This window comes from Micromonospora wenchangensis, from assembly GCF_002210435.1.
GTDB classification, from domain to species: domain Bacteria; phylum Actinomycetota; class Actinomycetes; order Mycobacteriales; family Micromonosporaceae; genus Micromonospora; species Micromonospora wenchangensis.
In genome coordinates this window covers 83,663-109,208 of the sequence record NZ_MZMV01000006.1, presented here as the reverse complement: position 1 = coordinate 109,208, position 25,546 = coordinate 83,663, and the positions used below count along the sequence as shown (strand labels likewise).

The 25,546-nt window shown below is 74.9% G+C and carries 24 protein-coding genes; 9 read left to right on the top strand and 15 right to left on the bottom strand.

The window, feature by feature from the left end:
• Nucleotides 1-61: 61 nt before the first annotated feature.
• Nucleotides 62-502 (top strand): hypothetical protein, encoded by a 441-nt coding sequence (locus tag B5D80_RS05215; protein WP_088642610.1) that lies wholly within the window; start codon nucleotides 62-64, stop codon nucleotides 500-502.
• Between the two features lie 33 nt (nucleotides 503-535).
• Here the strand turns inward: B5D80_RS05215 and B5D80_RS05210 are convergent, their stop codons facing one another.
• From B5D80_RS05210 to B5D80_RS05160, 11 genes are all read right to left on the bottom strand, one after another.
• Nucleotides 536-2,170: an FAD-dependent oxidoreductase gene (locus B5D80_RS05210; RefSeq protein WP_088642609.1), complete on the bottom strand. Its 1,635-nt coding sequence runs from the start codon at nucleotides 2,168-2,170 to the stop codon at nucleotides 536-538.
• Entirely contained in the window at nucleotides 2,170-2,877 is a 708-nt protein-coding gene (locus tag B5D80_RS05205; protein WP_158224138.1) for a GntR family transcriptional regulator, read from the bottom strand. Before B5D80_RS05205 ends, B5D80_RS05210 begins: the two co-directional genes overlap by 1 nt.
• Nucleotides 2,877-3,560 carry an N-acetylmannosamine-6-phosphate 2-epimerase gene (locus B5D80_RS05200; protein WP_088642607.1) on the bottom strand — a complete coding sequence of 228 codons (684 nt, stop codon included), beginning with the start codon at nucleotides 3,558-3,560 and terminating at the stop codon, nucleotides 2,877-2,879. The genes B5D80_RS05205 and B5D80_RS05200 overlap by 1 nt, the downstream gene beginning before the upstream one ends.
• On the bottom strand, nucleotides 3,557-4,525 hold the full coding sequence (locus B5D80_RS05195) for an N-acetylglucosamine kinase (RefSeq protein ID WP_158224137.1): 969 nt from the start codon (nucleotides 4,523-4,525) through the stop codon (nucleotides 3,557-3,559). Before B5D80_RS05195 ends, B5D80_RS05200 begins: the two co-directional genes overlap by 4 nt.
• The gene (locus B5D80_RS05190; protein ID WP_088642605.1) at nucleotides 4,522-5,544 is read right to left on the bottom strand and encodes an ABC transporter ATP-binding protein; all 1,023 of its coding nucleotides are present in this window, start codon (nucleotides 5,542-5,544) and stop codon (nucleotides 4,522-4,524) included. The genes B5D80_RS05195 and B5D80_RS05190 overlap by 4 nt, the downstream gene beginning before the upstream one ends.
• The gene (locus B5D80_RS05185; RefSeq protein WP_088642604.1) at nucleotides 5,519-6,541 is read right to left on the bottom strand and encodes an ABC transporter ATP-binding protein; all 1,023 of its coding nucleotides are present in this window, start codon (nucleotides 6,539-6,541) and stop codon (nucleotides 5,519-5,521) included. The genes B5D80_RS05190 and B5D80_RS05185 overlap by 26 nt, the downstream gene beginning before the upstream one ends.
• A gap of 26 nt (nucleotides 6,542-6,567) precedes the next feature.
• Complete coding sequence (locus B5D80_RS05180) at nucleotides 6,568-8,082, bottom strand: ABC transporter substrate-binding protein (RefSeq protein ID WP_088642603.1); 1,515 nt, start codon at nucleotides 8,080-8,082, stop codon at nucleotides 6,568-6,570.
• A 23-nt stretch (nucleotides 8,083-8,105) separates the two neighbouring features.
• Entirely contained in the window at nucleotides 8,106-9,053 is a 948-nt protein-coding gene (locus B5D80_RS05175) for an ABC transporter permease (RefSeq protein ID WP_211291405.1), read from the bottom strand.
• 3 nt (nucleotides 9,054-9,056) lie between these two features.
• Complete coding sequence (locus B5D80_RS05170; protein WP_088642602.1) at nucleotides 9,057-9,980, bottom strand: ABC transporter permease; 924 nt, start codon at nucleotides 9,978-9,980, stop codon at nucleotides 9,057-9,059.
• Nucleotides 9,981-9,990: 10 nt separating this feature from the next.
• Entirely contained in the window at nucleotides 9,991-10,995 is a 1,005-nt protein-coding gene (locus B5D80_RS05165; RefSeq protein ID WP_088642601.1) for a Gfo/Idh/MocA family protein, read from the bottom strand.
• 74 nt (nucleotides 10,996-11,069) lie between these two features.
• Nucleotides 11,070-11,960 (bottom strand): S1 family peptidase, encoded by an 891-nt coding sequence (locus B5D80_RS05160; RefSeq protein ID WP_088642600.1) that lies wholly within the window; start codon nucleotides 11,958-11,960, stop codon nucleotides 11,070-11,072.
• Nucleotides 11,961-12,145: 185 nt separating this feature from the next.
• Between B5D80_RS05160 and B5D80_RS05155 the strand changes: the two genes are divergently transcribed.
• Complete coding sequence (locus B5D80_RS05155) at nucleotides 12,146-12,805, top strand: response regulator transcription factor (RefSeq protein WP_088642599.1); 660 nt, start codon at nucleotides 12,146-12,148, stop codon at nucleotides 12,803-12,805.
• Entirely contained in the window at nucleotides 12,802-13,905 is a 1,104-nt protein-coding gene (locus B5D80_RS05150; protein ID WP_088642598.1) for a sensor histidine kinase, read from the top strand. The genes B5D80_RS05155 and B5D80_RS05150 overlap by 4 nt, the downstream gene beginning before the upstream one ends.
• Nucleotides 13,906-13,926: 21 nt before the next feature.
• Here B5D80_RS05150 and B5D80_RS05145 read toward each other — a convergent pair whose 3' ends face one another.
• Nucleotides 13,927-14,397, bottom strand: a complete 471-nt coding sequence (locus tag B5D80_RS05145; RefSeq protein WP_088642597.1) for an NADH-quinone oxidoreductase subunit E — start codon at nucleotides 14,395-14,397, stop codon at nucleotides 13,927-13,929.
• 136 nt (nucleotides 14,398-14,533) lie between these two features.
• On the opposite strand from B5D80_RS05145, the gene B5D80_RS05140 reads away from it, so the two are divergent.
• Complete coding sequence (locus B5D80_RS05140) at nucleotides 14,534-15,835, top strand: sensor histidine kinase (protein ID WP_088642596.1); 1,302 nt, start codon at nucleotides 14,534-14,536, stop codon at nucleotides 15,833-15,835.
• A gap of 76 nt (nucleotides 15,836-15,911) precedes the next feature.
• Complete coding sequence (locus tag B5D80_RS05135; protein WP_088642595.1) at nucleotides 15,912-16,436, top strand: PepSY domain-containing protein; 525 nt, start codon at nucleotides 15,912-15,914, stop codon at nucleotides 16,434-16,436.
• Nucleotides 16,437-16,574: 138 nt separating this feature from the next.
• Here B5D80_RS05135 and B5D80_RS05130 read toward each other — a convergent pair whose 3' ends face one another.
• Entirely contained in the window at nucleotides 16,575-17,969 is a 1,395-nt protein-coding gene (locus tag B5D80_RS05130; protein WP_158224136.1) for an outer membrane protein assembly factor BamB family protein, read from the bottom strand.
• Between the two features lie 245 nt (nucleotides 17,970-18,214).
• On the opposite strand from B5D80_RS05130, the gene B5D80_RS05125 reads away from it, so the two are divergent.
• A complete protein-coding gene (locus tag B5D80_RS05125; protein WP_088642593.1) occupies nucleotides 18,215-20,155 on the top strand; it encodes a sensor histidine kinase in 1,941 nt (646 codons plus the stop codon).
• Entirely contained in the window at nucleotides 20,152-20,841 is a 690-nt protein-coding gene (locus B5D80_RS05120) for a response regulator (protein ID WP_088642592.1), read from the top strand. Before B5D80_RS05125 ends, B5D80_RS05120 begins: the two co-directional genes overlap by 4 nt.
• Nucleotides 20,842-20,945: 104 nt before the next feature.
• Here the strand turns inward: B5D80_RS05120 and B5D80_RS05115 are convergent, their stop codons facing one another.
• Complete coding sequence (locus B5D80_RS05115) at nucleotides 20,946-21,728, bottom strand: SDR family NAD(P)-dependent oxidoreductase (RefSeq protein WP_088642591.1); 783 nt, start codon at nucleotides 21,726-21,728, stop codon at nucleotides 20,946-20,948.
• Between the two features lie 145 nt (nucleotides 21,729-21,873).
• Here B5D80_RS05115 and B5D80_RS33300 point away from each other — a divergent pair, with 145 nt between their 5' ends.
• Nucleotides 21,874-22,743 (top strand): hypothetical protein, encoded by an 870-nt coding sequence (locus B5D80_RS33300; protein WP_088642590.1) that lies wholly within the window; start codon nucleotides 21,874-21,876, stop codon nucleotides 22,741-22,743.
• A gap of 13 nt (nucleotides 22,744-22,756) precedes the next feature.
• A complete protein-coding gene (locus B5D80_RS05105) occupies nucleotides 22,757-24,904 on the top strand; it encodes an ATP-binding protein (RefSeq protein ID WP_158224135.1) in 2,148 nt (715 codons plus the stop codon).
• Here B5D80_RS05105 and B5D80_RS32800 read toward each other — a convergent pair.
• Nucleotides 24,790-25,527 (bottom strand): hypothetical protein, encoded by a 738-nt coding sequence (locus B5D80_RS32800; protein WP_144081586.1) that lies wholly within the window; start codon nucleotides 25,525-25,527, stop codon nucleotides 24,790-24,792. The genes B5D80_RS05105 and B5D80_RS32800 overlap by 115 nt on opposite strands.
• Nucleotides 25,528-25,546 lie beyond the last annotated feature (19 nt).

Sequence of the window (25,546 nt, the reverse complement as noted above, 5' to 3'; positions counted from 1 at the left end):
CAGGGGACCGGTGGTCCGCCGGCCGGTCCGGTCGCCCGGGGCGGCAGGCTAGGTTGCACGGATGAGTCTCCTCGATGACGTCGCGCAGCGCGACGGTTGGCGATGCTGGGTGTGCGACGAGCCGGTCGACGCCGACATGTCGGTGAACCACGCGCGTGGTCCCAGTGTCGACAGCCGCACCGCCGACCGGAAGGCCAAGGTCGTGGAGCGGCTCGCGCACCGCGCCTGCAACAGCCGCAAGGGGGCGGTCAAGGTCGTCATCGTCTGGCCGGACCACCTGCACGTGGTGGAGCCCGCGCCGCTGATCACCGTCGCCGAGCGGCTCTCCCGCAAGGCGGGCCGTGAGCTGGTCGCCCGCTGTCCGCGCCGCAGGGACGCCCAGGAGGCGGCGGACTGGCTGGTCGACCGGTTCTCCCGGCTGGTGCCCGGACTGCCGGTGACCGCCAGCGTCGAGGAGGGCGGTGGGCAGTACCTCGTCGCCCTGACCGGCGGTCGTCGCTGACGACGGAGGGCTCGCCACTTGCCCACGTCGGGCTCAGCCCGGCAGGGCGTCGCCTCCCACCGCTCCCCCGACCGCCGCCAGGGGCGTCGGCCAACGTAGGTCGACCCCCCGCCGGGCCAGCTCGGACTGGAAGTCCTCAAGCGACTTCGCGTTGTCGCGGACCCCGTGCGGCGGGATCTGCCGGTCCAGGCAGTAGGCGGCCAGCGCACCGGCGGCCTCCCCGATCGACCACTCGGCCGGGTGCACCCGGTAGCAGCCGTTGGTGATGTGGGTGGTGCCCACGGCCTTGCCGGCGGCGATCACGTTGGTGACCCGCTCGGGCAGCAACGCCCCGAGCGGGATCTCGAACGGGTGCGCCGCCACGTCGAGGTAGCCGTCGCCGCCGGTCGTCGGATGCAGGTCGATCCGGTAGTGACCGGTGCCGACCGTGTCGGGATAGTGGACCGCGCCGGCGGCCCCGCGCACCGCGACCGACAGGTCCTGCTCGGTCGGCGTGGTCACCGCCACCAGCCGGCGGGCCTCCCTGATGTACGGCGCCTGGGCGAAGCCGTCGGCGGTGCCGGTCACGTCGGGGCGCAACCGCAGGCCGGGGAAACCGGTGCCGCCGTCCGGGCGGGGCGCCTCGGTTTGCAACCAGTACAGGAACGCCTGACTGGCCTCCTTGGCCCGCCGGACGTGCCGCCCGGCGTCCGGCACGTCGAACAGCGGCCCGTCCAGGTAGTCGTTCATCGGCCAGTTGACAAGCGTCACGTCGCTTGCGAACAGGCCGGGCCGGAACGCCTGCCGGTCGAGGATCCGCCGGTACGTCCACAACTCGGGCGCGACCAGCCCCTCCTCCATCGACGCCGCCGTCGAGCGGGGGTTGGGGGTGAACCGGCCGGTGACCGGGCGACCGGTGCGCGGATCGGGGTAGGTCCAGCTGAACAGGGGGCCCGGCCAGCCGGGTGCGGTCCGGGTCCGCCAGTGGTCGTAGTCGGCCGGCCGGTCCACCGTGTGGTCGCCGTCGACGTGTTCGAGGGCGAAGCAGACGGTGGCCGCCTGCATGTTCAACGGGGCGGGCCGGTCCGGGGCGCTCGGTTCGCCGGTCTGCGCCTGCGACTCGGTGCCGGTGCGGTGTTCGATGCCGGCCAGGGCCAGCAGCTCACCGGTCTCGCTCGCCTCCAGGACGAGGCTGGCCCCGAGGTGGCACAGCGTGCCGTCGGCGAGTCGGACGGTCAGGCCGGTCACCGCGTCCCCGTCGGTGTGCGCCCGTTCGACCTGCGCCCGGGTATGCACGGTGAGCCGCCCCGCCGCCCGCCAGGGGGCGGTCATGGCCTGGAGCACGGCCAGCGCCACCCGGGGCTCGTGACACAGCGGACTGACCCAGCCGTTGCCCGGGTTGAGAAGACGCCCGGACCCGTCGGCGGCCAGCGGATACCAGCTCCGGTAGTGGTCGCGTACCGCCTGGCGGAACCGGCGGTAGCTGGCCGTCGAGCCGTGCGTCTCGATCCACGGGTGTTCGTCCGGCGGGACCGCCTGCGAGGTGAGCTGTCCCCCGATCCACCCGTACGGCTCGATCACGACGACCCGGGCGCCGCCCTCGCAGGCGGCCAGCGCGGCGGCGATCCCGCCCACGCCCCCGCCGACCACCAGGACGTCGGTGTGCTGCTCCGTCGGGGTGGTACGCATCAGTCCGCCTCGCCTCGTCGTGCGGTCAGGGAGAAGTGGTAGCGGTCGCCCCGGTAGAGCGACACCGCCCGTTCGACGGCCCGGCCGCGTCCGTCGTAGCCGATCCGGCGGACCTCCAGCAGCGCCGCCGAGGGCGGGATCTCCAGCAGGTCGCACTGCCGGCGGGTGGGCACCACGGCGGCGATCATCTGCTGGGCCACCGTGACCTGGACGTGGTAGCGGTCCTTCATGATCCCGTAGAGCCCGGTGTCGAGGTTCTCCACGAGCAGCCCGGGGAACAGGTCGGCCGGCAGGTGCACCTCTTCGAGGCACATCGGTGCGCCGTCGGCCAGCCGGAGCCGCTCCACCCGGTAGAGCAGCGACCCCTCGGGCAGGCCGAGGTCCGAGGCGTCCGCGTCGCGGGCGACCATCGCGTCCGCGACGATCAGCTTGCTGCTCGGCTGCAGGCCCCGGGCCAGCATGTCCTCGGTGAACCCGCTGAGGCTGGTGCCCTTGGCGATCCGGGTGTCGGAGACGAAGGTGCCCTGCCCCCGGATGGTGTAGACCAGGCCGGCGTCGAGCAGTTCGCGCAGCGCCTGGCGCAGCGTCGTCCGGCTCACGCCGAGTTCCTCGGCGAGGTCCCGTTCGCGGGGCAGGGCCGAGTGTGCCGGCAGGCCCGCGACGCGGTGCCGGAGTTCGGTGCGGATCTGGCTCAGTTTGGTGGTCATCACGAGTCCAACCGGGGATGCGGGCAGGCCTGCGCGAACCTGCGCGTGGTGTTGACCGGGTCCGAGATGGCGGTGCCGACGACGACTGCCCATGCGCCCTCGTCGAACGCCGCCGCGACCTGGGTACGGGTACGGTATCGCCCCTCCGCGATGACCGGAACCGGACAATGTCGACTGAGCGTCCCCACCAGGGCGATGTCCGGTCCGTCGGGGACGGGGCCGGTGACGTAGCCGGACAGCGTGGTGCCGACCAGGTCGGCGCCGGCGTCGACGGCGGCCAGGGCGGCGTCCAGGCTGTCGACGTCGGCCATGAACAGCGCCCCGGCGGCGTGGGTCGCCGCGACGAGGTCGGACAGCTTCTCCCCGCCGGGCCGGGGGCGGCCGGTGGCGTCGGCCGCGACGATCTGCGCCCCGGCGTCGGTCAGCGCGGTCACGTCGGCCTCGGTCGGGGTGATGTAGACCGGGCTGCCGGGGGTGTGCCGCTTGACCAGCCCGACCACCGGCACCCCGAGGTCGACCATGCCCCGCACGTGGTCCACGCCCTGCCCCCGCAGCCCGGCGGCGCCACCGAGCACGGCCGCGGCCGCCATCGCCATCATGTGTCCGGTGTCCCGGAACGGGCTGCGGCCCTGGGCCTGGCAGGACACGACCAGGCGTCCACGGATGGCTTCGGCCACGTTCATCGGTGTTCTGCCTTTGCGTCGAAGTCGATCTGGACGATGGGTCCGGGGAACGGACCGGGACCGGGTGGCCCGTCGGCCAGGGCCAGCGCACCGGCGAGCGGGTCCCCGGCGGCCGGCACCGGCTGCGCCGCGGGCGCTGCGGCCCGCAGCGCCGCGGTGAACGACGGCCACAGCAGGTCGGCGGCCCGGAAGACCCCGCCGGTGCCGGCGACCGGGACCGGGGTCGCCTCGAGGCCGACCCGGAACAGTGCCCCGACCACGGATTCGGCGAGCAGCTCACCGGCTCGACGCCAGATCCGTCCGGCGTCGTCGTCCCCGGCGCGGGCCAGGTCGGCGACCGTGGGGGCGAAGCCCGCGATCCGTTCCGGGGTCGGTGGGTCGGCCCGCCAGCGGGCCGGCAGCGTCTCGACCGGCCCCCAGGCGGCGGTCACCGCGTCGACGAGCCGGCCGGGCGCGGCCCGGTCCCGGTCGCGCAGGGCGAGCCGGATCGCGCTCCGGCCGATCCAGTGGCCCGAGCCCCGGTCGCCGAGGTCGGCGCCCCAGCCGTCGGAGCGGGCGGTCCGGCCGGCGGCGTCGGCGGCGAGGACCACCGCGCCGGTGCCGGCGGCGACGACCGCGCCGGGGACCGGGCCGAGCGCACCGAGGTACGCGGTCACGCTGTCGTCGGCGATGCGCAGCCGCCCGGCCCGACCGAGGGTGCGCAGCCCGGCCCGCAGGGCGTCGGTCGCCGGCGGCTGGCCGTTGAGCCCGGTCATGCCGACGCCGACCAGCACCCTCGGCTCCGGGCCGAGCGGGCCCAGGTCGGCCAGCGCGCCGGCCACCGCCTCGACGATCCGGGCGTCGGCGGCACCGGCCCAGAAGCCCGGGGTCTCGGCGTGCCCGGTCGAGCGGCCGTGCCGGGCCACCGCACGGCAGCCGCCCTGGCCCAGGTCGACCCCGACGCGGACGGGTTCGCCGCCGCTCACCGGGTCACCGCCGTGGTCGACGGGGAGGCGTCGGCGAGGCTGGACTCGGCGTAGTGGCAGGCGACCTCGCGTCCGGCGACCGTGCGCAGTTCGGGTTCGACCTCGGCGCAGCGCGGCTGGGCGAGTCGGCACCGGGTCCGGAAGCGGCAGCCGGACGGCGGCGAGGCCGGGGACGGGACCTCGCCGGTGAGCAGGATGCGTTCGGCCGGCGGCGTCGCCCAGGGGCGGGGCACCGGGGCCGCCGAGATCAGCGCCCGGGTGTACGGGTGGGCCGGGGTGTCGTACACCGTCGCCGCCGGCCCGGTCTCCACGATCCGGCCCAGGTACATCACCGCGAGGTCGTCGCTGATGTGCCGGACCACCGACAGGTCGTGCGCGATGAACAGGTAGCCCAGCCCCAGGTCGGCCCGCAGGTCGGCGAGGAGGTTGAGGGTCTGCGCCTGGACCGACACGTCCAGCGCGCTGACCGGTTCGTCGCAGACCAGGATCCGGGGCGACATGGCCAGGGCGCGGGCGATGCCGACGCGCTGGCGTTGGCCGCCGGACAGCTGGTGCGGATACCGGTCGGCGAGTTCGGCGGCGAGACCGACCCGGGCCAGCAGGTCGGCGGTGCGGGCCGGCCACTGGTCGCGGGGGACGGAGCCGCGGTGCACCCGCCATCCCTCGGTGACGATGAAGGACACCTTCTTACGGGGGTTCAACGACGAGTACGGGTCCTGGTAGACCATCTGGATCTCGGCGGTCAGCCGGCGTCGGCGGGCCGCGTCGGCGGTGTCGACCCGTTCGCCGGCGTACCAGATCTCGCCGCCGGTCGGTCGGCGCAGGCCGACGATGGTCCGGGCCAGGGTGGACTTGCCGCAGCCGGACTCGCCGACCAGGCCCAGGGTGCGGCCGGTGGTGACGGTCAGGCTGAGCCGTTCCACCGCGTGCACGGCCGCCGACCGGCGCAGCAGGCCACCGTGGGTCGGGTAGCTGACCCGGAGCTGCCGGACCTCAAGCCGCGTCTGCGACGTCGACACCGGCCATCACCTCCTCGGCGTAGTGGCAGGCCGCCTCGTGGCCGGCGGCGACGGTGCGCAGGGTGGGCCGGTCGGTGCGGCAGGCGCTGCGGGCGACCGGGCACCGGGGGTGGAACGGGCAGCCGGTGGGCGTCGCCAGCGGCGACGGCGGCATCCCCTCGATCGGGGTCAGCCGCTCGCCGGGCCGGTCGGGGGCGGGGACGGAGGCCATCAACCCCCGGGTGTACGGGTGGGCCGGCGCGTCGTACACGGTGCGCAGCGGGCCCGACTCGACGACCGTGCCGGCGTACATGACGGCGACCCGGTCGGCCACGTCGGCGACCACCCCGAGGTCGTGGGTGATGAGGATCATCGACATCCCGTCGGCCTCGCGCAGTTCCCGCAGCAGGTCCATGATCTGCGCCTGCACGGTGACGTCCAGCGCGGTGGTCGGCTCGTCGGCGATGAGCAGCCGGGGCCCCAGGGCGAGGGCCATCGCGATCACCACCCGCTGGCGCATCCCGCCGGAGAACTGGTGGGGGTAGTCGTGGGCCCGGCGGGCGGCGTTCGGGATGCCGACCCGGTCCAGGCCGGCGACCGCCCGCCGCCAGGCCTCCCGGCGTGAGGTGCGCTGCCGGACCCGGAACAGTTCGGCGATCTGCTGGCCGACCCGGACCACCGGGTTGAGCGCGGTCAACGAGTCCTGGAAGACCATCGCCATCTCGGTGGCGGACAACTCGCGGGTGCGCCGCACCGGCAGCGCGGAGATCTCCTCGCCGTCGTAGCGGATGGTGCCGCGTTCGATCGTCGCGCTGTGCCGGGGCAGCAGCGCCATCACCGCGCGGACGGTGACCGACTTACCGGACCCGGACTCCCCCAGGATCGCCAGTGTCTCGCCCCTGCCGACGGAGAACGAGACACCGTTGAGCGCCCGGTAGGCGCCGAGCGGGCCGTCGAACGAGACGACGAGATCGTCGACCGTCAACAGGGGACGTGGGGTGTGCGGTGGTGCGACCATCGGGTCCTCCGGGTCCGGTTCTCGGGTCAGCGCAGCGATACGCCGGCGAAGTCGGGCAGGTCGTTCGGGGTCGGGGTGAACCCCTCGACGTTGCCGCGCAGCACGACGTTGCCGTTGAGGTCGAGTGGGAAGATGCCCACCGCCTGGTCCCAGACGATCTTGCCGGCCTGGGCGTACAGGGTGGCCCGCTTGTCCTGGTCGAGTTCGGCGCGGGCGGCGAGCAGGATGCGGTCGAGTTCCGGGTTGGCGTAGCCGTTGCGCTTGGCGGTCGACAGGTAGAGCCGGGCCAGGGTGAAGTCGGCGTCGCCGGTGACCGTGCTGCCGGTGGTCATCGTGCTGTCCCAGTCGAGCTTGAGCAGCTTGTCCAGCCAGGTGGCCCGTTCCAGTTCCTGCGGCTTGACCACGATGCCGACCTTGGCCCAGTCGCTGATCATCGCGTCGGCGAAGGAGTTGCCGTTGGTGCAGCAGCCGCTGCTCCACATCATCGTGGTGCTGAACCCGTCCGGGTAGCCGGCCTCGGTGAGCAACTGCCGGGCCCGTGCCGGGTCGTAGCGGTACGGGTTCTGCCCGGCGGCGCCGAACACGGCCTCCGGCAGCGGTCCGGTGGCCGGGGTCCCGGCCTGGTCGAACAGCGACTTGCTGATCTTGGCGAAGTCGACCGCGTGCCACATGGCCTGCCGGACCCGCGCGTCGGTGAACGGCTTGCGGGAGCTGTTGAACCAGATGTAGTAGTTGGCGTACGTCGGGAACGACCGCACGGTCAGGTCCTTGTTGTCCCGCAGCCCGGTCAGCTGGTCCGGCGGCAGGCCCCAGGTCACGTCGATCTCGTTGTTCGCCAGCGCCGTCACCCGGCCGGACACCTCGGGGATGTAGCGGTAGGAGATGCTGGTCAACTTCGGCGGGTCGCCCCGGTACTTGTCGTTGCGGACCAGGTTCACGCTCTGCCCGGCGGTGAACGACGAGACCTTGAACGGGCCGGTGCCGTACGGGGCGTCGAAGAACGCGTTGTCGCCGAGCTTGGCGGCGGGGGCGATCCAGAGCAGGGTGAGGTTGCTCAGCACGGTACCGAGCTGGCTCGTGGTGTGGATGGTCAGGGTGCGCTCGTCGGGGGTGCGGATGTCGTCGACGGTGGCCCACAGCCCGGCCAGCGGCCCCTTGCCGTCGATCAGCGCCCGGAGCGACGCCTTGACGTCGGCGCTGGTCATCGGCGTCCCGTCGGCGAAGGTGACGCCGCTGCGCAGCACGAACTGCCAGGTCAGCGGGTCGGGGTTGGTCCAGCTCTCGGCGAGCTTCGGGGCAATCTTCCCGTCCTGGCGGACCACCAGGGTCTCGAAGACCTCCTGGACGACGGTGAGGGTGGGTTGGTCGGCCGAGTTCGCGGCGAACGGGTTCAACGAGACCACCGGGGTCGGGTTGGCTACCCGCAGGGTGGTGACGCCGCCGCCGTCACCGGCGGGGTCGTCGGAGCCGAAGGAGCACGCGGTCAGTCCGAGTACGCCGGCGAGGGCCAACGCACCGAGTCGGATGGTCGGAGATCTCATGTCTTCCCATTTCGCTGACGGGGTTACCGGGTGGAGAGGTTCGGATCGGAGCGGTCCCGTAGTTCGTCGCCGAGCACGCCGACGCAGACCACGAAGACGGCCAGGACCAGGCCTGGCAGGGTGGCGATCCACCAGGCGCTGGCCAGGTAGTCGCGGCCGTTGGCGATGGTGGTGCCCCAGCTCGGCGTGCCGGCCGGGATGCCCAGGGACAGGAAGCTCAGCGACGCCTCGGCGACGATGACGAATCCGAGCTGGACGGTGGCGATGACCAGCAACGGGCTGGCCACCGCGGGGAGCACGCAGTGCCGCACGACGTGCCACGGCCCGGCGCCGAGGGTGCGGGCCGCGTTGGCGAAGTCCCGGGACCGGGTCGCCATGGTCTGCGCGCGGGCCACCCGCGCGAAGATCGGCCAGGTGGTGATGGACAGGGTGAGTACCACGTTGGTGACGCTGGAACCGAGCACGCCGGCGACGAAGACGGCGAGCAGGATGGACGGGAAGGCGAGCTGGATGTCGGCCAGCCGCATGACTGTCGCGTCCACCACCCCGCCGAGGTAGCCGCAGAGGATGCCGATCGCGGCGCCCACCGTGCCGGCCAGCAGCAGGGTCGCCGCGCCGACCAGCAACGAGATCCGGGCCCCCTGCATGATCTGGGGTAGCAGGTCCCGGCCGACCTGGTCGGTGCCGAGCAGGGCCAGGCCGCCGTCGGACATCCGGCTGCCCGGCGGGAGCAGCCGGTCGGTGACGGAGGTCGCGATCGGGTCGTACCGGGCGATCAGCGGCCCGATCACCCCGGCGACCAGGTAGGCGGCGATCACCCCGAGCGGGAGCCACAGGCGCAGCCGGCGACGTCGGCGGCGGGGCGCGGTGGCCGGTGGGGTCGCCGTCGCGTCGGGCGGACCGTCGTCGGTGGGCACGAGCGGGGCGCCGAGCACGGCCGGGCCGGGTACGCCGTCGGACACGGTGGTCACCTCTCAGACGCTCTCGCGGACCCGGGGGTCCAGCCGGACGTACAGCAGGTCGACGAGCAGGTTGATGACGATGAAGATCACCGCGACGGTGATCACGCAGGCCTGCACGACCGAGTAGTCGCGGGCGGCGATGGCGTCGGTCATCAGCCGGCCCACCCCCGGCCAGGCGAAGACGGTCTCGACGATCACCGCGCCGCCGAGCAGGCTGCCGAACTCCAGGCCGGCCACGGTGACGACGGGGATCAGCATGTTGCGCATGGCGTGCCAGCCGACGACCCGGGTCTCGGACAGGCCCTTGGCCCGGGCGGTGACCACGTAGTCCTCGTGCAGCACGTCGAGCAGCCCGGAGCGGACCAGCCGGAGCACCACGCTGAGCAGCGGCAGGGCCAGCGTCACCGCCGGCATGACCATCGCGGCCGGGGACGCGGCGCCGGAGCTGGGCAGCAGGTGCAGGAACCGGGAGAAGACCAGGATCAGCATGATGCCGACCCAGAACGTCGGCAGGGACTGGGTGAGCATCGACAGCACCGAGACCACCCGGTCCACCACGCCGTTGGGTCGGGTGGCCGCCAGGGTGCCCAGGGCGAACCCGAGGACCAGGGCGATGGCGAAGGCGGTCAGCGCCAGGGCGGCGGTCGCCGACAGGTGGGTGAGCACCAGGTTCGTCGCGGCGTCGTGCAGCCGGAACGACTCGCCGAAGTCGAGGGTGACGGCCCGCCGGAGGAACTGGACGTACTGCACGGGCAGCGAGGCGTCGAGCCCGTACTCCCGGCGCAGCGCCTCGACGGCCGACTGGTCGGCGTCCGGGCCGAGCACCGCGGTCGCCGGGTCGCCGGAGACCGCCCGCATCGCGAAGAAGACCACCGTCGCCGCGCCGAACAGGACAAGTACCGAGATCGCGAGGCGACGCAGCGCGTACCGCAGCATCCCGGGCCCCTCAGTTGCCGGGCGGCGGGTCGCCGGCCAGCGCCGCCTCGACGTCCTCGACGACGGCGACGGCCGCGCGGCCCTCCTCGCCGCTGACCGGTGTCGGTCCGCCGGTCAGCGCGGCGTCGACGAACGCCTCCAGCTCGGTGCGCAGGTTGTACGCGCCGCCGCCGTCACGGCCGGGCCAGAAGTAGGTGTCCATGAAGCTGGCCACCCCGTCGCGGCGGGCGTACAGCAGGTCGTTGTGCGAGAGGTTCATCTCGAGGATGCCGTGCTCGCCGACGATCCGCAGACCGGCGTCGGCGCGCGACGGGCGGGAGTGCGGCAGCGTCCAGTTGTTCTCCATCGTGCCGATGGCCCCGTCGGCGAAGCGCACCGTGGCGTGTACGACGTCGTGGCTGGGCGAGAGCACCTTGCGGCCGACCGCGCCGGTGACCTCGACCTCGCGGCCGGTCACGAACCGGAGCAGGTCGGCGTCGTGGATGCCGAGGAACCAGGCGACCGAGGTCCGGTCCCAGATCCCCTCGCCCACCGCCTGCGAGGTGCACCGCCACACCTTGACGTGCCAGATGTCCCCGAGTTCGCCGGAGCGCACCACCTCGCGCAGGCGCAGCACCCGGGGGTCGAACCGCAGCACGTGGCCGATCATCAGCGCGTCGGGGTCGGGCCGGCCGGCGATGATCCGGTCGCAACTGGCCCGCGACAGCGCCATCGGCTTCTCCAGCAGCACCCGCTTGCCCGCCGCGAGCGCGGCGAGGGTCGCGTCCTCGTGCAGGTGGTCAGGCGTGCAGACGCTCACCGCGTCGACCTCGTCGAGGAGGTCGCCGACGTCCGGGACGGCCCGGACGCCGAGGTGGGTCTCGGCCCATTCCCGGTTGCGCGACGAGATGTCGGCGACGGCGACCAGCTCGGCCTGCCGTACGTCGCGCAGCGCGCGGGCGTGCAGCTGTCCCTGGACCCCGACTCCGACGACACCGATCCTTAAGCGGTCCACACCCGGCCCCCACTGTTGCATACCCACCGAAAGCTAGATGTGTACCTAGCTGCGATAGTTGTACACCTGCGACGAGGGTCGCGCAAGACGCGAATTCACCTCCGCATCCCGCCCCCGACCTGCGGGATCGACGATCGCCGGTGGCCGCCCGCTCGGCGGCGACGCACCACCACGAGGGCCGCCGACAGCAGCACCACCCCCGCGCCGACGCCGGCCGCCAGCCACCGGACCGGCCTCGGCGACGGGTCGACCGTGTCGGCGATCCACTCCCCGAGCACGTCGGTGCGGGCACTGAAGTCGGGGCCCGGGTGCGGACATCCCGGCCCGGTGCTGACCACTGCCACCAGGACGGCCGTCCCGTCGGCCCGCTCCCGGAAGTAGGGGCCACCGGAGTCGTGCGGACACGGGCTGGTGTCCGCCCGGGGCCGCCGGCCGGAGGTCTCGACGAGGTCCGCACCGACCCGGTCGACGGTGAACTCGCCGGTCTGGAGCCGGTCCGTCGGCGCGGCGGCGTCGGCGGCCGTCAGTCCGTACCCGGTCAACCGCAGCACCTCGCCCGCCACCGGCGGCCCGCCGGCGATCTCCAGCGGCGGCACACCGGTGATCGCGGTGTCGAGTTCGACCAGGGCCACGTCCGCGCCGTCCGCCTGCCGGACCGCGACGACGTCGGCCTCGTAGCCGTCCCGGCCGCCGAGGTCCGTCCGCCCGACCGTGACGGTGGTCCGCTCGGCCACCGTCCGGCCGACCCGCCGGCCGTCCGGGGTACGGAAGCAGTGGCCGGCGGTGATCACCCACCGCGGGGCGACCAGCGCGCCGGAACACCAGCTGTCCCGGGTGCCGCCGCCGTCCACCGGCAGGCGGGTCATGGTCAGCCGGGCGGTGAACCGGTACGCGCCGTCGGCCACGTCCTCGCCGTGGGCGATCGCCGACGCCGGGCGGGGCGCGACGGGAGCGACGGCAACCGCCGTGGCCGCCACGGCGACCATGACACACTGTGTGGCGAGTCGGAGCACGGGTTCACCAGCCTGTACGTACGGGAGCAGGAACGCTGCGATGCTGCGCCCCCGGCCGTCCGGGCGGCGTCAGCGGCGCCCTTATCGGTTCTTTATGCGCCGGGTGCCAGCCTTGCGGGCGGTCCCGGGCACGGGGGAGGCGACGGGAAGGGGACGGCGTGCGGGTGCTGATGGCCGACGACGAGCGGGTGCTGGCCGACATGGTCGCCGAGGGGCTGCGGCGGCTGTCCATGGCCGTCGACGTGGTCTACGACGGCGACAGCGCCCTGGAACGGCTCGCCGTCAACCGCTACGACGTGGCCGTGCTCGACCGGGACATGCCCGGTCAGACCGGCGACGAGGTGTGCCGGTGGATCGCCGGCTCCGCCACCGGGACCCGGGTGCTGCTGCTGACCGCCGCCGCCGGCATCCGGCAACGCGTCGAGGGCCTCGGCCTGGGCGCGGACGACTACCTGACCAAGCCGTTCGCCTTCGCCGAACTCGTCGCCCGGTTGCAGGCGCTGTCCCGGCGCTCGACCCCGGCGCTGCCCCCGGTGCTGGAACAGGACGGCATCGTGCTGGACGTCACCCGGCACACCGCCACCCGCGACGGGATGCCGCTGTCGCTGTCCCCCAAGGAGTACGCCGTCCTGCACGTGCTGATGCGCGCCGGCGGCCGGATGGTCAGCGCCGAGGACCTGCTGGAACAGGCGTGGGACGAGAACACCGACCCGTTCACCAACACCGTACGGACCACCGTGATGACCCTGCGCCGCAAACTCGGTGATCCGCCGGTGATCCACACCGTGCCCCGGGTCGGCTACCGGCTCGGAGCATGAACCTGCCCTCACCGGCCCGGCGGATGCTCCTGGTCGTCGGGGCGCTCCTGCTCGTCGCCCCGTTCGTGACGACGGCCGCCGACCTGCTGCTCGCGCTGTGGCGGGAGTTCGGCCCGTCCTGGTGCGCCACCCCCGCGTTGCAGGCCCCGGAGGGCGACGCCCCGTTCGTCTGTGTCCAGGTGTTCCGGCGGCCGAGCATCCCCCTGGCGATCGCCGTGACGCTGGTGCTGCTGGCCCTGCTGGCCGCCGCCTACCCGGCCGTCCGCTGGTGCCTGCGCCCGCTGCGGGACCTCGTCCCGGTGATCGCCGACGTCGGGCCGCAGAACCTGGGCCACCGGCTCAGGCCCGGCCCCGGCCGCGACGAGCTGGCCGTCCTCGGCCGCACCATCGACGAGATGATGGACCGGATCGCGGTGGGCTACGAGGCGCAGCGCCGGTTCGCCGCCGACGCGTCCCACGAGCTGCGCACCCCGCTGGCCGTCCAGCGCACCCTGATCGAGGTCGGCCTGACCCGCAGCCTCACCGACGACCAGCTCGCACTGCTCGCCGCGCAACTGCTGGAGACCAACGAACGCAACGAGCGCCTGATCGAGGGGCTGCTGGTGCTCAGCGAGAGCGACCGGGGCCTGCTGACCCGCGTCCCGCTGCGGCTCGACCGGATCGTCGCGACGGTGCTCGACGCCCACCGCGGCCGGGCCGAGCAGGCCGGCGTCACGATCGTCAGCCGGCTGAGCCCCCGGCTGGTCGTCGGGGAACAGGTGCTGCTGGAACGGCTGGTCGTCAACCTGGTGCAGAACGGCCTGAAGTACAACCGGCCCGACGGCACCCTCACGGTGCTGGTGGGCACCGACCCGGCGCTGGTCGTCGAGAACACCGGTGACGACGTCCCCCCGGACGAGGTCGCCGCCCTGTTCGAGCCGTTCCGACGCCGGTTCGGCAAGCGCATCGACCACAGCGGCGGCGCGGGCCTCGGGCTGGCGATCGCCCGCTCGATCACCCGGGCCCACGAGGGCATCATCACCGCCTCCTCCACCGGCCGCGACGGGCTACGGGTGCAGGTCACCTTCCCGACCGTGGACACCGGCACGGACGACGGCTGAGCCGGCGGGCCGGCCCGACGCTCAGTCGCTGTCGCCCGGGCGGGCGACCGGTTCGCCGCCGATGCAGCCCACGTTCACCTCGAACTCCCCCGCCGGGCCGGTGAAGGTCACCTCGGCGTCGTCGTCCGGGCCCCGGTCCACGTCCTTCACCCGGTAGCCCTGCGCCGGGGCCCAGGAGACCAACCGCACCTCGGACCCCACGCACTCGGCGACCGCCGTACCGCCGGGGGTGGAGAAGCTGCGGCGCTGGCCGGGCGTCGCGGCGGGGCCGCCGGTCGGGGACGACGGCGCGGACGCCGCCGGGCCCGAGGGCACCGCCGGGGTCGGCTCCGGGGCCGCCAGGGCCCGCTCCACCTCGGCCTGGCTGCGCACCCCGCCGGGGGTGCCGGTGATGCTCTCCCCGACCAGCCGGATCGCGGCCACCCCGATCAGGGTGGCGAGCACGGCGGCGGCCAGCCAGCCGGCGGTGGCGAGGAGCGTACGGCGACCCATGCCCCGACTATGCCCGACCGGCCGCTAAGCCGGGCCCGGCGGCAGGATAAGCGGAGGTTAAGAGCCGGCCCGGGGGCCGGTGGCACCGGCTAGCCTGCCTAGCGGTGGCAACCCTGCTCCTGATCGGGGACGACGGATGAGACGGCGGCTGGCGCTGCTGGTCGCGGCGACCAGTTGCCTGACCCTGGTGGCCTTCCTGGTGCCGCTGGCCCTGCTGGTGCGCACGGTCGCCGAGGACCGGGCCACCGTCCGGGCCACCGCCGACGTGCAGGGGCTGGTGCCGGTCGTCGGCACCGCCGACACCGCGACGATCCGGTTGACCGTGGAACAGCTCACCGCCGAGTCGGGGCGGCCGGTCAGCGTCTACCTGCCCGACGGCACGGTGCTCGGCGCGCAGGAGCCGCGTACCCCCGCGGTGGCGCTCGCCGCCCGGGGCCAGAGCCTCACCGCGGAGCTGGACGGCGGTCGGGAGATCGTGATCGCGGTGCAGGGCCGGGCCGACGGCACCGGTGTGATCCGTACCGTGGTGCCCCGCGCCGACGTCACCGCCGGGGTGGCCCGCGCCTGGCTGGTGCTGGCCGCGCTCGGCATCGTGCTCGTGCTGCTCGGCCTCGCCGTGGCCGACCGGCTGGCCCGCACCCTGGTCCGGCCGATCACCGAACTGTCCTCGGTCTCGCACCGGCTGGCCAACGCCGAGCTGACCGCCCGCGCCGAGCCGGCCGGCCCGCCGGAGCTGCGGGAGGTCGCCGGTGCGCTCAACCACCTGGCCGCCCGGATCCAGGTGCTGTTGCGGGAGGAACGCGAGCAGGTGGCGGACCTGTCGCACCGGCTACGGACGCCGTTGACGGCGTTACGGCTGGAGGCGGAGTCGCTGCGCGACCCGGACGACGCGGCCCGGGTGGCGGCGGCCGTGGACGGGTTGGAGCGGGCGGTGACCGGGCTGATCCGGCAGGCGCGCTGGCGCAGCGACCCGGCCGAGGGTGATCCCGGCGCGCTCACCGCCGACGCCGCCGCGATCGTCGGGGAACGGGTCGCCTTCTGGTCGGTGCTGGCCGAGGACACCGGCCGCACCGTCGATCTCGACCTCGCGGCCGGGCCGCTGCCGGTCGGGGTGCCCGCCGACGAGTTGGCCGCGGCCGTGGACGCGCTGCTGGGCAACGTCTTCGCGCACACCCCGGAGGGCACCGGCTTCACCGTCCGGTTGACCCGGGAGGCGGCCGGCGTCGCGTTGACCGTCCGCGACGAGGGACCGGGGATACCTGCCGCGCTGGTGGAGCGGGGGGCCAGCCAGGCCGGCTCGACCGGGCTCGGCCTGGACATCGCCCGGCGGGCCGCGCAGGCCAGTGGCGGGCGGCTCGACCTGGGGTCGGGCGCGCGGGGCGGCGCGGTGGTGACGCTACGGCTCGGGCCGCCCCGGTCGGCCTTAACCGGAGCTTAGGGTCGGCGCAGCGCGCCGCTATCCACCGCCGGAGCACGCTGAGCGCACCAACCGAGAAACTCCGGAGGTACGCATCATGAAGCGCACATCCCTGCTCCTGGCCGCTGCCGGCGGTGCCGCCGTCCTCGCCGTCACCGGCACGGCGATCGGCGTTTCCGCCGCGGAACGGGCCCCCGGCCCCACCGCCACCACCGCCCCGGCCCCGGTGGACCCCACCGTCACGCCGACGGCCGCGACACCCGGCGGCACGCCGACGGCTGGGACGCCGGGTGGCACGCCGACGGCGGCGACGCCGGGTGGCAGCACCGCCCCGACCACCGACGACGCGGTGAGCCAGCAGCGGGCCGGTGAGATCGCGCTGGCCAAGGTGGGTGGTGGTCGGATCACCGAGATCGAGCGGGAGCGGGAGGAGGGCCGCCCGGTCTGGAGCGTGGAGATCATCAACGGCGACACCGAGCACGAGATCGAGGTCGACCGGGAGAACGGCAACATCGTCAAGTCCGAGCATGAGAAGGCGGACGCCGACGACCGGTCCGGTCACGACGACTCCGACGACGACGACCGGGACGACGACTCCGACGACCGGGACGACGACGACTGACATGTGTCGGGTGCGGGTGCCCGGCCGGTTGCGCACCGCCGACCAGCGGTGCGCAACCGGCCGGTGCCGGCCCCGCACGGTGACGGGTGGGCTGCCCGGCAGAGATCGCCCGGACGGCCCACCCGTCGGTGTCGGCGGTCAGAAGGTGTGCAGGTCGACCGCGAGGCCCCCGGTGCCGGCATGGCTGACCGCCACCCAGTCCGTGCCGGCCCCGGCGAGCCACCCCGGAAAGCGGCCGAGCTGACGGCCCGTGTCCACCTCGTACACGAGCACCATCGGGCGCTCGTCCTCGGCTCCGCTGACCGCCACCAGCCCGGCCGTCACCGCCGACCGCCAACTCGCCGACGTGCCGGGCAGCACCGGGTCCGGCGCGGTCCAGCGGGCGACACCGGTGGCCAGGTCGAGCAACGCCAGCGCGCCGGTGTCGGCGGTGTCGCGGACCAGGACCGACCGGTCGTCGCCGTCGATCGGGACACCGGCGGCGACGCCCCGCCAGACCGTCCTGCCGGTACGCAGGTCGACCAGTTGCGGCCGTTCGTCGGCGGTGACCGCGACGAGCCGGGTCCCGACCCCGATCAGCTCCATCCCGCTGAGGTCGTTCGCCAGCCGCTTGGCGCACTCGCCGTTCTCCCGACGCCCGCTGTAGACCGCGCCGGACCAGCCCTTGGCACCGGTGTCCGCGTCGACGCTGGCGATGCTGACCGTGCAGCGCTGGTCCCCCTTGGGCGGGTCGTGGTCGGTGCTGACCAGCAGGTCGTCGGCGGCGAAGCCGAACCAGGCCCGGTTCGGCAGCCGCCCGGCGCCGGTCCGGCCGGTGGTGGGGACGACCGGGGTGTAGGTGGCCGCCCGGGCGGAGGTGCTCAGCCGCACCACGACGTACCGGCCGGCGGCCGGCGCGTACGGCGGGCGCGCGCCGAGGGTGACGTCGCTGACCCGGGCGAACCGGTCGGAGGGCAGTTTCCACAGTTGACGGCCGCTGTCCAGCTCCCTGCCGATGATCACGCAGGTCGCCGCCACGCCGACGCCGACGCAGTCCCGGGCGTAGACGGCCTGCCCGTGGACGACCACGTCCTGGCTCCGGGCCGCCTGCCACCGGGTGGTGCCGGTCACGGCGTCGAGCACCTCCACACCGCCGTCGTCGTTGTCGCTGACCACGATGGACCCGCCGGCGATGACGTACCGGAAGCTGCCGTCGAACGGGTGCCGCCACCGCTCCTGCCCCGTACGACGGTCCACCGCCCGCAGCTCCCGTCCGTCGGGGACGACGATGAGCTGCCCGGTCTCCCCCACCTCTTGGTCGATCCGCCGCAGCGACATCGACCAGGCCGGCTGTGGGCCCTGCGGGGTGGGTGACCTGCTGCCCTCCCGCAGCCGCTCCGGGGTCTGCTCGACAGGCGTCGGTGGGCGCTGCGGGTGGGTCGCCGCGCAGGCGGGAAGCCCGACGACCAGGGTCAGGGCGACGGCGGCGGTACGCCAACGGGCTGGTCGGTGCGACGGCACGGGTTCCCCCTCGGTGGACGGTCGAGTCGTCACCCTAGGACCCGCGCGCATCCCCTGCCACCTGACGGACGAGGTGCCGGTCCCGGCGGCGCGGGACATCCACCCCTGGCCGGCGGGACAGGACGCGGACCAGGCTGCGCTGCGCGTCCGCCGATCCGGCGGCGCGCGGTGATCCGGAGGAAGCCCGTGGGTGTGCTGGCGCGGTCCCCGATGCCGACGGCGGCCGGTGGCCCCGTCCGTGGCGGTGGTGGTGGTCATGCTGGGACAGTGGACCGGCCATGCCGAACGTATCTGTGACCGCGCGGTCGACCGGGTGGGCGGTGCTCACCGGCACCGTCCTGCTCAGCCTCGGCGCGGTCGTCGCCTGGGCGGTGGCGACGCCGCCGTGGTCCGCCGCCCAGCTCTACTCGCTGGTCGACCTGCTCGACGGCATCGTCTACGGCACGCTGGCGTGGCTGATCCTGAGCCGGCAGCGCACCGGCAGCCGGATGCCCGCCGTGATCGCCTGCGCGGCGGCGCTGGGCAGCGCGGTCGCCGCCTGCGCCGGCCAGTGGCAACTCGCCGTGGGCGGGCCACCGGTGCTGACCGCGCTGCACCGCTGGGCCTGGGTGCCCGGCCTGTACGCGCTGGTCGTGGTGATGCCCTGGCTGCTGCCGGTCCGGCCGCCGGACCGGTTCGGCCGGTGCGCGGTCGCCGCCGGGGTCGGCTACGTGGTGGTGACGATGGCCGCCGCCGTCACCGCGCCGCCGCCGCTGGGGGTGCTGCCGCTGCCGGACGGGCTGCGGGGCGTGCGGGCCGCGCTGCTGCCCGTCCTGCCGTACCCGCTGGTCGGGCTCGGTCTGCTGGCCTGCGCCGGGTTGGGGTGGCGGTGGCGACGCGGCCCCGCCGCGCAGCGCCACGGCCTCGGCTGGGCGACCGCCGGCAGCGGGCTGCTCACCCTCGCCTTCCTCGCCACCCTGCTGCCCCCGGTCGTCCCCGCGGCCCTGCCGGCGCTGCTGATGCTCGCCTCGCAGGCGTTCTTCCCCGCCGCGGTGGCGGTGGTGGTGCTGCGCCAGCAGCTGTGGGGGCTGCGGCTGGCCGTGCGCCGCACCCTCGTGTGGTACCTGATGACCGCGGTGGTGATCGCCGCCTACTGCGCGACGGTGGCGCTGCTCGACCGGCTGCTGCCGCAGCGGCTGCCGCTTCCGCAGCTCGTCGTGACCGGGGTGCTCGCGGCGGCCTTCCAGCCGATGCGCGAGGCGGTGCAGCGGCGGGTGGACCGGCTCGTGCACGGCGAGGCCCCGGGACCGTTGCTGCACCGGGTGGTGCACAGCGTCGGCAGCACCACCGAGATCAGCGCGACGATCGCCGCCGCGCTCCGGCTCGCCGAGGTGCGCATCACCGAGGGTGGGCCACAGCCACCGCCGCACCCGTACGGCTGCCCGTTGACCGTGCCGTTGACCAGCGGTGACCGGCTCGTCGGCCAGTTGCACGCCTGGCCCCTGCCCGGTGAGCTGCTCGACGGGCGGGCCCGCGAGTCACTCGCCGTCCTCGCTCCGGTGGTCGCCGCGGTGGTGGACCTGGCCGGCACCAACCGGGACCTGGCCCGCTCGCGGCAACGGCTGGCCGAGGTACGCGACGAGGAGCGCCGCTCCCTGCGCCGCGACCTGCACGACGGCCTCGGCCCCGCGCTCAGCGGCATCGGGTTGGGGCTGGCCGCCACCCGCAACCTGCTGCGCCGCGACCCGGAACGGGCCGAGGACCTGCTGGACCGGTTGACCGGGGAGCTGACGGCACGGGCGGCGGAGGTCCGGGACATGGCGCACGGCCTGCTGCCCCCGGTGCTCGCCGACGGTGGCCTGAGCCCCGCCCTGCACCTGCTGCGGGACCAGTACGCCCGGACCGGGCTGCGGATCGTGCTGCACGGCCCGGCCACCCTGACGCCGCTGCCGGAGCCGGTCGCGACCGCCGCCTACGGGGTCACCGCCGAGGCGATCCGCAACGTGCAGCGGCACGCCGGGGTGGACCGGTGCACCGTGTCGCTGGACCAGCGGCCCGACCGGCTGCGGGTCACCGTCACCGATCAGGGTCGGGGCCTTCCGGCCGGGCCCACCGGCCACGGCGTCGGCCTGCACGCGATGCGGGAGCGGGCCGAGGCGGTGGGCGCGACCCTCACCGTGGGGCCGGCCGGCTCCCGGGGCACCACCGTCTGCCTGACCGTCCCCCTGGAGCAGCCGTGACCGACACCCCGATCCGCGTCGCCGTGGTGGACGACCACCCGGTCTTCCGGCTGGGCATGGGCGCGTTGCTCGACACCCTGGGTGGCATCGAGTGCGTGGGCGAGGCCGCCGACGCGTCGACCGCCGTGGCGCTCGTGGCCCGGGTACGCCCGGACGTGGTGCTGATGGACCTGCACCTCGGCCAGGGGTCGGGGATCGAGGTGACCCGGCTGCTGCGCCGCGACCATCCGTCGGTGCGGGTGCTGGTGGTGAGCATGCTCAACGACGACGCGTCCCTGGTCGCCGCGCTGCGCGCCGGAGCCCGCGGCTACCTGCTCAAGGGCGCCTCCGCCGCCGACGTGGAGCGGGGCATCCGGGGGGTGGCCGGCGGCGACCTGATCCTCGGTGGCCCGCTCGCCGACCGGGCCGGCGCGCTGCTGGGCGCCCGCGCCGACGTCCCGTTCCCGCAGCTCACCGACCGGGAACGGGAGATCCTCGAACTGCTCGCCCGGGGGCTGTCGAATCCGCTGATCGCGCACCGGCTCGGGTTGAGCGCCAAGACCGTCCGTAACAACGTCTCGGTCATCCTGGTCAAGCTGCACCTGGGCAGCCGCGCCGAGGCGATCGCCCTGGCCCGCGACCACGGGTTGGGCGCGCCCAGCCCGGCGGAGGCCCCGGCCACCCCGGTCCCGGACCGGTCGGCGTGACCGGGGGCGACCGCGACCCCGGGCACGGGCCGGCCGGCGGTCCGGCTGCCGGGCGGGCCGGGGTCGGGCGGGCACCCGCCCGGTGCGACGCCGCCGTCGTGGGGTCAGCTCGGTCGGGCGTCGGGCAGGGTGACGCCGGTGAGCTGCGCGCAGTAGGCCAGCAACTCCTCCCCGAGCGGGGCGAGCCGCGACGGCGACGGCCGCCAGTCGCGGGCGCTGACGTACCGCCCGCTGACCAGGACGTCGGGGTCGGTGCCCACGGCGAGGCGCACCTGGGCGCGGGCGGCGTCGTCGGGGCTGGTCGGGGCGGCGGCACCGCCCATCCGGGTGCGTACCCAGCCGGGGTCGAGCGCGTTGCTCAGCGTGGCGGGCCAGCGGCGGGCGACGGCCACGGCGAGCGCCAGGTCCAGCAGCTTCGAGGTGGCGTACGCCTCGACGCCGTGGAAGGGGCGGGTGTCGTACCGCAGGTCGGTCAGGTCGGCGACCCCGTCGGCGGCCATCGCCGACGACACGAACACCAGCCGGCCGGGCGGCGGCAGCAACGCCGTCAGCAGGTACGGCGCGAGCACGTTGACCTGGAACGTCGACTCCAGCCCGTCGCCGGTCAGCTCCCGCTCGACGGCGTCGAGGCGGGCGATCCCGGCATTGTGGACGATCGCGTCGTAGCGGCCGAACGCGGCGAGCGACCGGGCGAGCGCCGTGGTCTGCGCGAGCGAGGCCAGGTCACCGACCACCACCCCGGCCGCGTCGGGCACCGCCGCCTTGGCCACCGCCGCCCGTTGTTCGTCGCGGGCGTGCAGCACGACGCGGTGCCCGGCGGCGACGAGTCGCGCCGCGGTACGCCGACCGATGCCGTCCACCGATCCGGTGACCACCATGGTGCCCATGCCGTTCCCTCCGTCCTGGTGCGACCGCACCCCGGGCAGGTCGTTGCCCCGACCGATGGGACCCGGCGTCGCTTGGCGGCGGCTGAACGCGGCCGCCGCCGGCCACGCCAGGTGCGGACCAAGTGGTGGTCGTTGTGCTGGGGGCATGAAGAGATTCCTCGCCATCGGCCTGACGCTCACCCTCAGCGCCGGGCTGACCGTGGCCGCGGCCGGCACCGCGCTCGCCCGCCCGAACTGCGACGTGCCCGACCCGCCGTCGGCCTGCGACGACAGCCCGACCGAGCCGACTCCCCCGCCGGTGGGCAGCGACAAGTACCCGACGGGCTGGTTGGAGTCGTGGGAGTACGTCGGCGGGGCGGTCCGGGTCAGCGGCTGGGCCAGCGACCCCAACGGCGGCCCGGTGCAGGTGACGGCGCAGACCGCCGGGTCGCCGGCGGTGACCCGCCCGGCGAACCTGTGGCACGTCGAGCGGAACGGTTTCGTCGGCTTCTCGTTCACCGTGCCGAGTTCGGCGCTGGCCGGAGTGCACACGTTCTGCGTCACCGCGAACAACGTGCCCGACGGCACCCAGCCGGTGCCGGAGGTCGCCCCGCTGTCCTGCCCGCAGTACCGGATCACCCCGGCGGCGCCGAGCGGGCTGACGCTGTCCACCGGCTACCAGGAGGGCAGGCGGACGCTGGACGTCACCTTCACCGACAACTCGGTGCGGGAGGACAACTACCGGATCGACCTGAGCTGGCTGCAGACCACGCCGGACGACACCCCGACCGACCCGGGGCTGCCGACCACCCCGCCGGGTGGGCCGTCGCTGCCGATCCCGCAGCCCACCTGGGGTGCGCCGATCCCCACCACCGAGGTCGGCGTCGCGCGGGCGGTCATCTACGGCACCCCGGACACCGGGCGACGCACCTGGCACTTCACCCACATGCCGCAGGCGTTCGTGCACGTGGTGGTGGTGTCGAACGAGGCCGGTCTGACCTCCGCCGCGCTCAGTGGAGGCATCTCCACCCGCTGAGCGGGGTCCGGACGTGACGGCGATCGGCGTGCTGGGCCCGGTGCGGGCGGTCCGCGACGGCACGCCGGTCGACCTCGGCGCGCCCCGGCAACGCGCGGTGCTGGCCCGGCTGGTCGCCGGCGGTGGCCACGTCGTGTCGGTGGACCGGCTCGTCGACGACCTCTGGGCGGGCGACCCGCCGCCCCGGGCCCGGGCCGCCCTCCAGGTGTACGTGTCGAACCTGCGCCGGGTCCTGGAACCGCACCGTCGCGCGCGGACCCCCGCCCGGGTCCTGGTCACCGTCGCCCCCGGGTACGCCCTGCGGCTGCCGACCGCACACGTGGACGCCTGGCGGTTCGAGGCGGCGCTGCGGTCCGCGACGCCGGACGCCACATCCGGTCCGGTCGCGGCGCTCGCCGTCCTCGACGGGGCGCTCGCCTGCTGGGGGGCGGGCGACCCGTACGCCGAGTTCGGTGGGGAGCCGTGGGCGGACCGGGAGGGCGAGCGGCTGACCGAGCTCCGGGCGACCGCCGTCGAGCAACGCGTCGGGCTCCTGCTCGAACTCGACCGGCCGCACGAGGTGGTGCGCGACCTCGACCCGCACGTCCGCGAGCACCCGCTGCGGGAACGGGCCGCGATGCTGCTCGCGGTCGCCCTGTACCGCCTCGGTCGGCAGGCCGACGCGTTGGACGTGCTGCGCTCCGTCCGCGCGACGCTGGCCGAGCAGTTGGGCATCGACCCCAGCCGGGCCCTGCGGACCCTGGAGACGGACCTGCTGCGGCAGAGCCCCCGGCTGGAGCCGGCCGTCCCCGGGCCGCCGGTGCACGCCACCCCGGGTCCGCTGCCGGGGGCCGCCGTTCCCGGCCCGCCACCGGCGGCGACCGGGCCGGACCCGCACCAGGTGTGGGGGCGTACGGCGGAACTGGCCCGACTACGGGCGGCAGCCGACCGGGCCGCCCGGTCGGGGCTCGGCATCTGCTGGCTCGGCGGGGAGGCCGGGGCGGGGAAGTCGACGTTGGTGCGGCAGATCGCCGGGGCCCTCGCGGACGCCGGCTGGCGGACGGCGGTCGGCGTCTGCCCGCCGGTGGAGGGTGCTCCGCCGGCGTGGGCGTGGCGTGAGGTGGTCGCCGCCACCAGGCGGTTCCTGCCGTCCGGGGAGACGGAGCACCGGGGCCTGCGCCCGCTGCCGGACCCCGACGGGCCGCAGGACGCCCGGGGCGGGTACGACGAGTTCCACCTCCGTCGGGCGTGGACCGCCCACCTGTCCCGGCTGAGCGGGCACGGTCCGCTGCTGCTGGTGGTCGAGGACGTGCACCACGCCGACGGGGCGACCCTGCGGGTGCTGCGGCATCTCGCCGCCGCGCTCACCGGCTCCCCGGTGCTGGTGGTGGTGACCTACCGGCCGGACGAGGTGACCGACGACGTGGTGGCGGCGCGGGCGGCGCTGGCCGGCGTGCCGGCGGTCGAGATCACGCTCGGTGGTCTCGACGCGGAGGCCGTCACCGCGTTGCTGCGCCGGCACGGCGTGCACGACTCCGCGGTGCTGCGGACGGTCCGGGAACGCTCGGCGGGCAATCCGCTGTTCGCCATCGAGCTGGCCGGGCTGGTCGCGGCGGAGGGGCCGGCGGCGGCCCTGGACGGGGTGCCCGCCGGCCTCGGGCACCTGCTGGCCCGCCGGCTGGCACGGTTGCCCCCGGACGCGCGGACGGTGCTGCGGCACGCCGCGGTCTGTGGCGTGGAGGTCGACGTCGATTTCCTGCTCGCGGTCGACGGCGGACCGGAGGAACCGGTCCTCGCCGGCCTGGAGGCCGGCGTGGCGGCCGGCCTGCTCGTCGAGCCCGCACCGGGACGGGTGCGGTTCGCCCACACCCTGATGCGCGACGTGCTCTACCACGGCCTCCCGCTGCTGCGCCGGACCCGGCTGCACGCCCGCGTCCTGGCGGTGCTCCGCGAGCAGCGACGCGACGACGTGGCGGCGTCGGGACGGCACGCGCTGGCGGCGCTCATCCCGTCCACCGCCACCGACGCCGTCGTCGACCGCACCGTCGATGAGCGGCCGGTCCGGCGTCAGCCGACCACCGCCACCCCCGACTGCGACTCCCCGAACTCCCAGCCCGCCAACAGCTTGCGTCGGCCGGCGAGGGCCGAGGTGCCGGTCGGCCACTCGGTCGCGCCCAGGTAACAGGCGCCCGCGGCCCGCGCCGAGAACGGCTCCAGGCAGTGCAGGCTCAGGTGGTCCCGCAGCGGAGGCGGCTCGACCTGGGCCAGCGCCGCCGCCCACTCCTGCTCGACCCGCCGGTGGTCGCCCGGCCCGATCGGGAGCAGCGCCGGCAGCCGGTGGGTGAACGTCGCCATCCGCATGGCGTCGTGGACGGTGCCGTCGGTGGCCAGGCGCAGCAGCGCCGAGAGCCGGTAGTTCCACCGGTGCGCCGACTCCGCCGTCAGGTCGAGGCCGTGCCGGTCGATCAGCACACCCAGGTCGACGCCGCGCACGAGCAGGTCGGCGTCGACCGCCCGCACGTCGGCGAGGAAGGCCGCCGGCAGCACGTCGTCGGCCCACTCGACCGCGAACAGGGAGTTCGCCAGGTCGAACTCCCAGCCGAGGGCGGCATGGTCGGCGTCGAGGTAGCAGGCATCGACGTCGGGCAACGCGACCGGAGCCGACGACGCGAGGGCGGCGGGGGTGAGCCAGCCCGCCGGGAGCAGGAACTCGTCGAGGGTGTCCCCGCCGAAGTAGGCGTCGTGCCGACCGGCGGGGAGATCGGACCGCCCGAGCAGAGCGGCGAAGGCAGCAGTCAGGTCCACCGGGGCAGTCTGCCCCGGG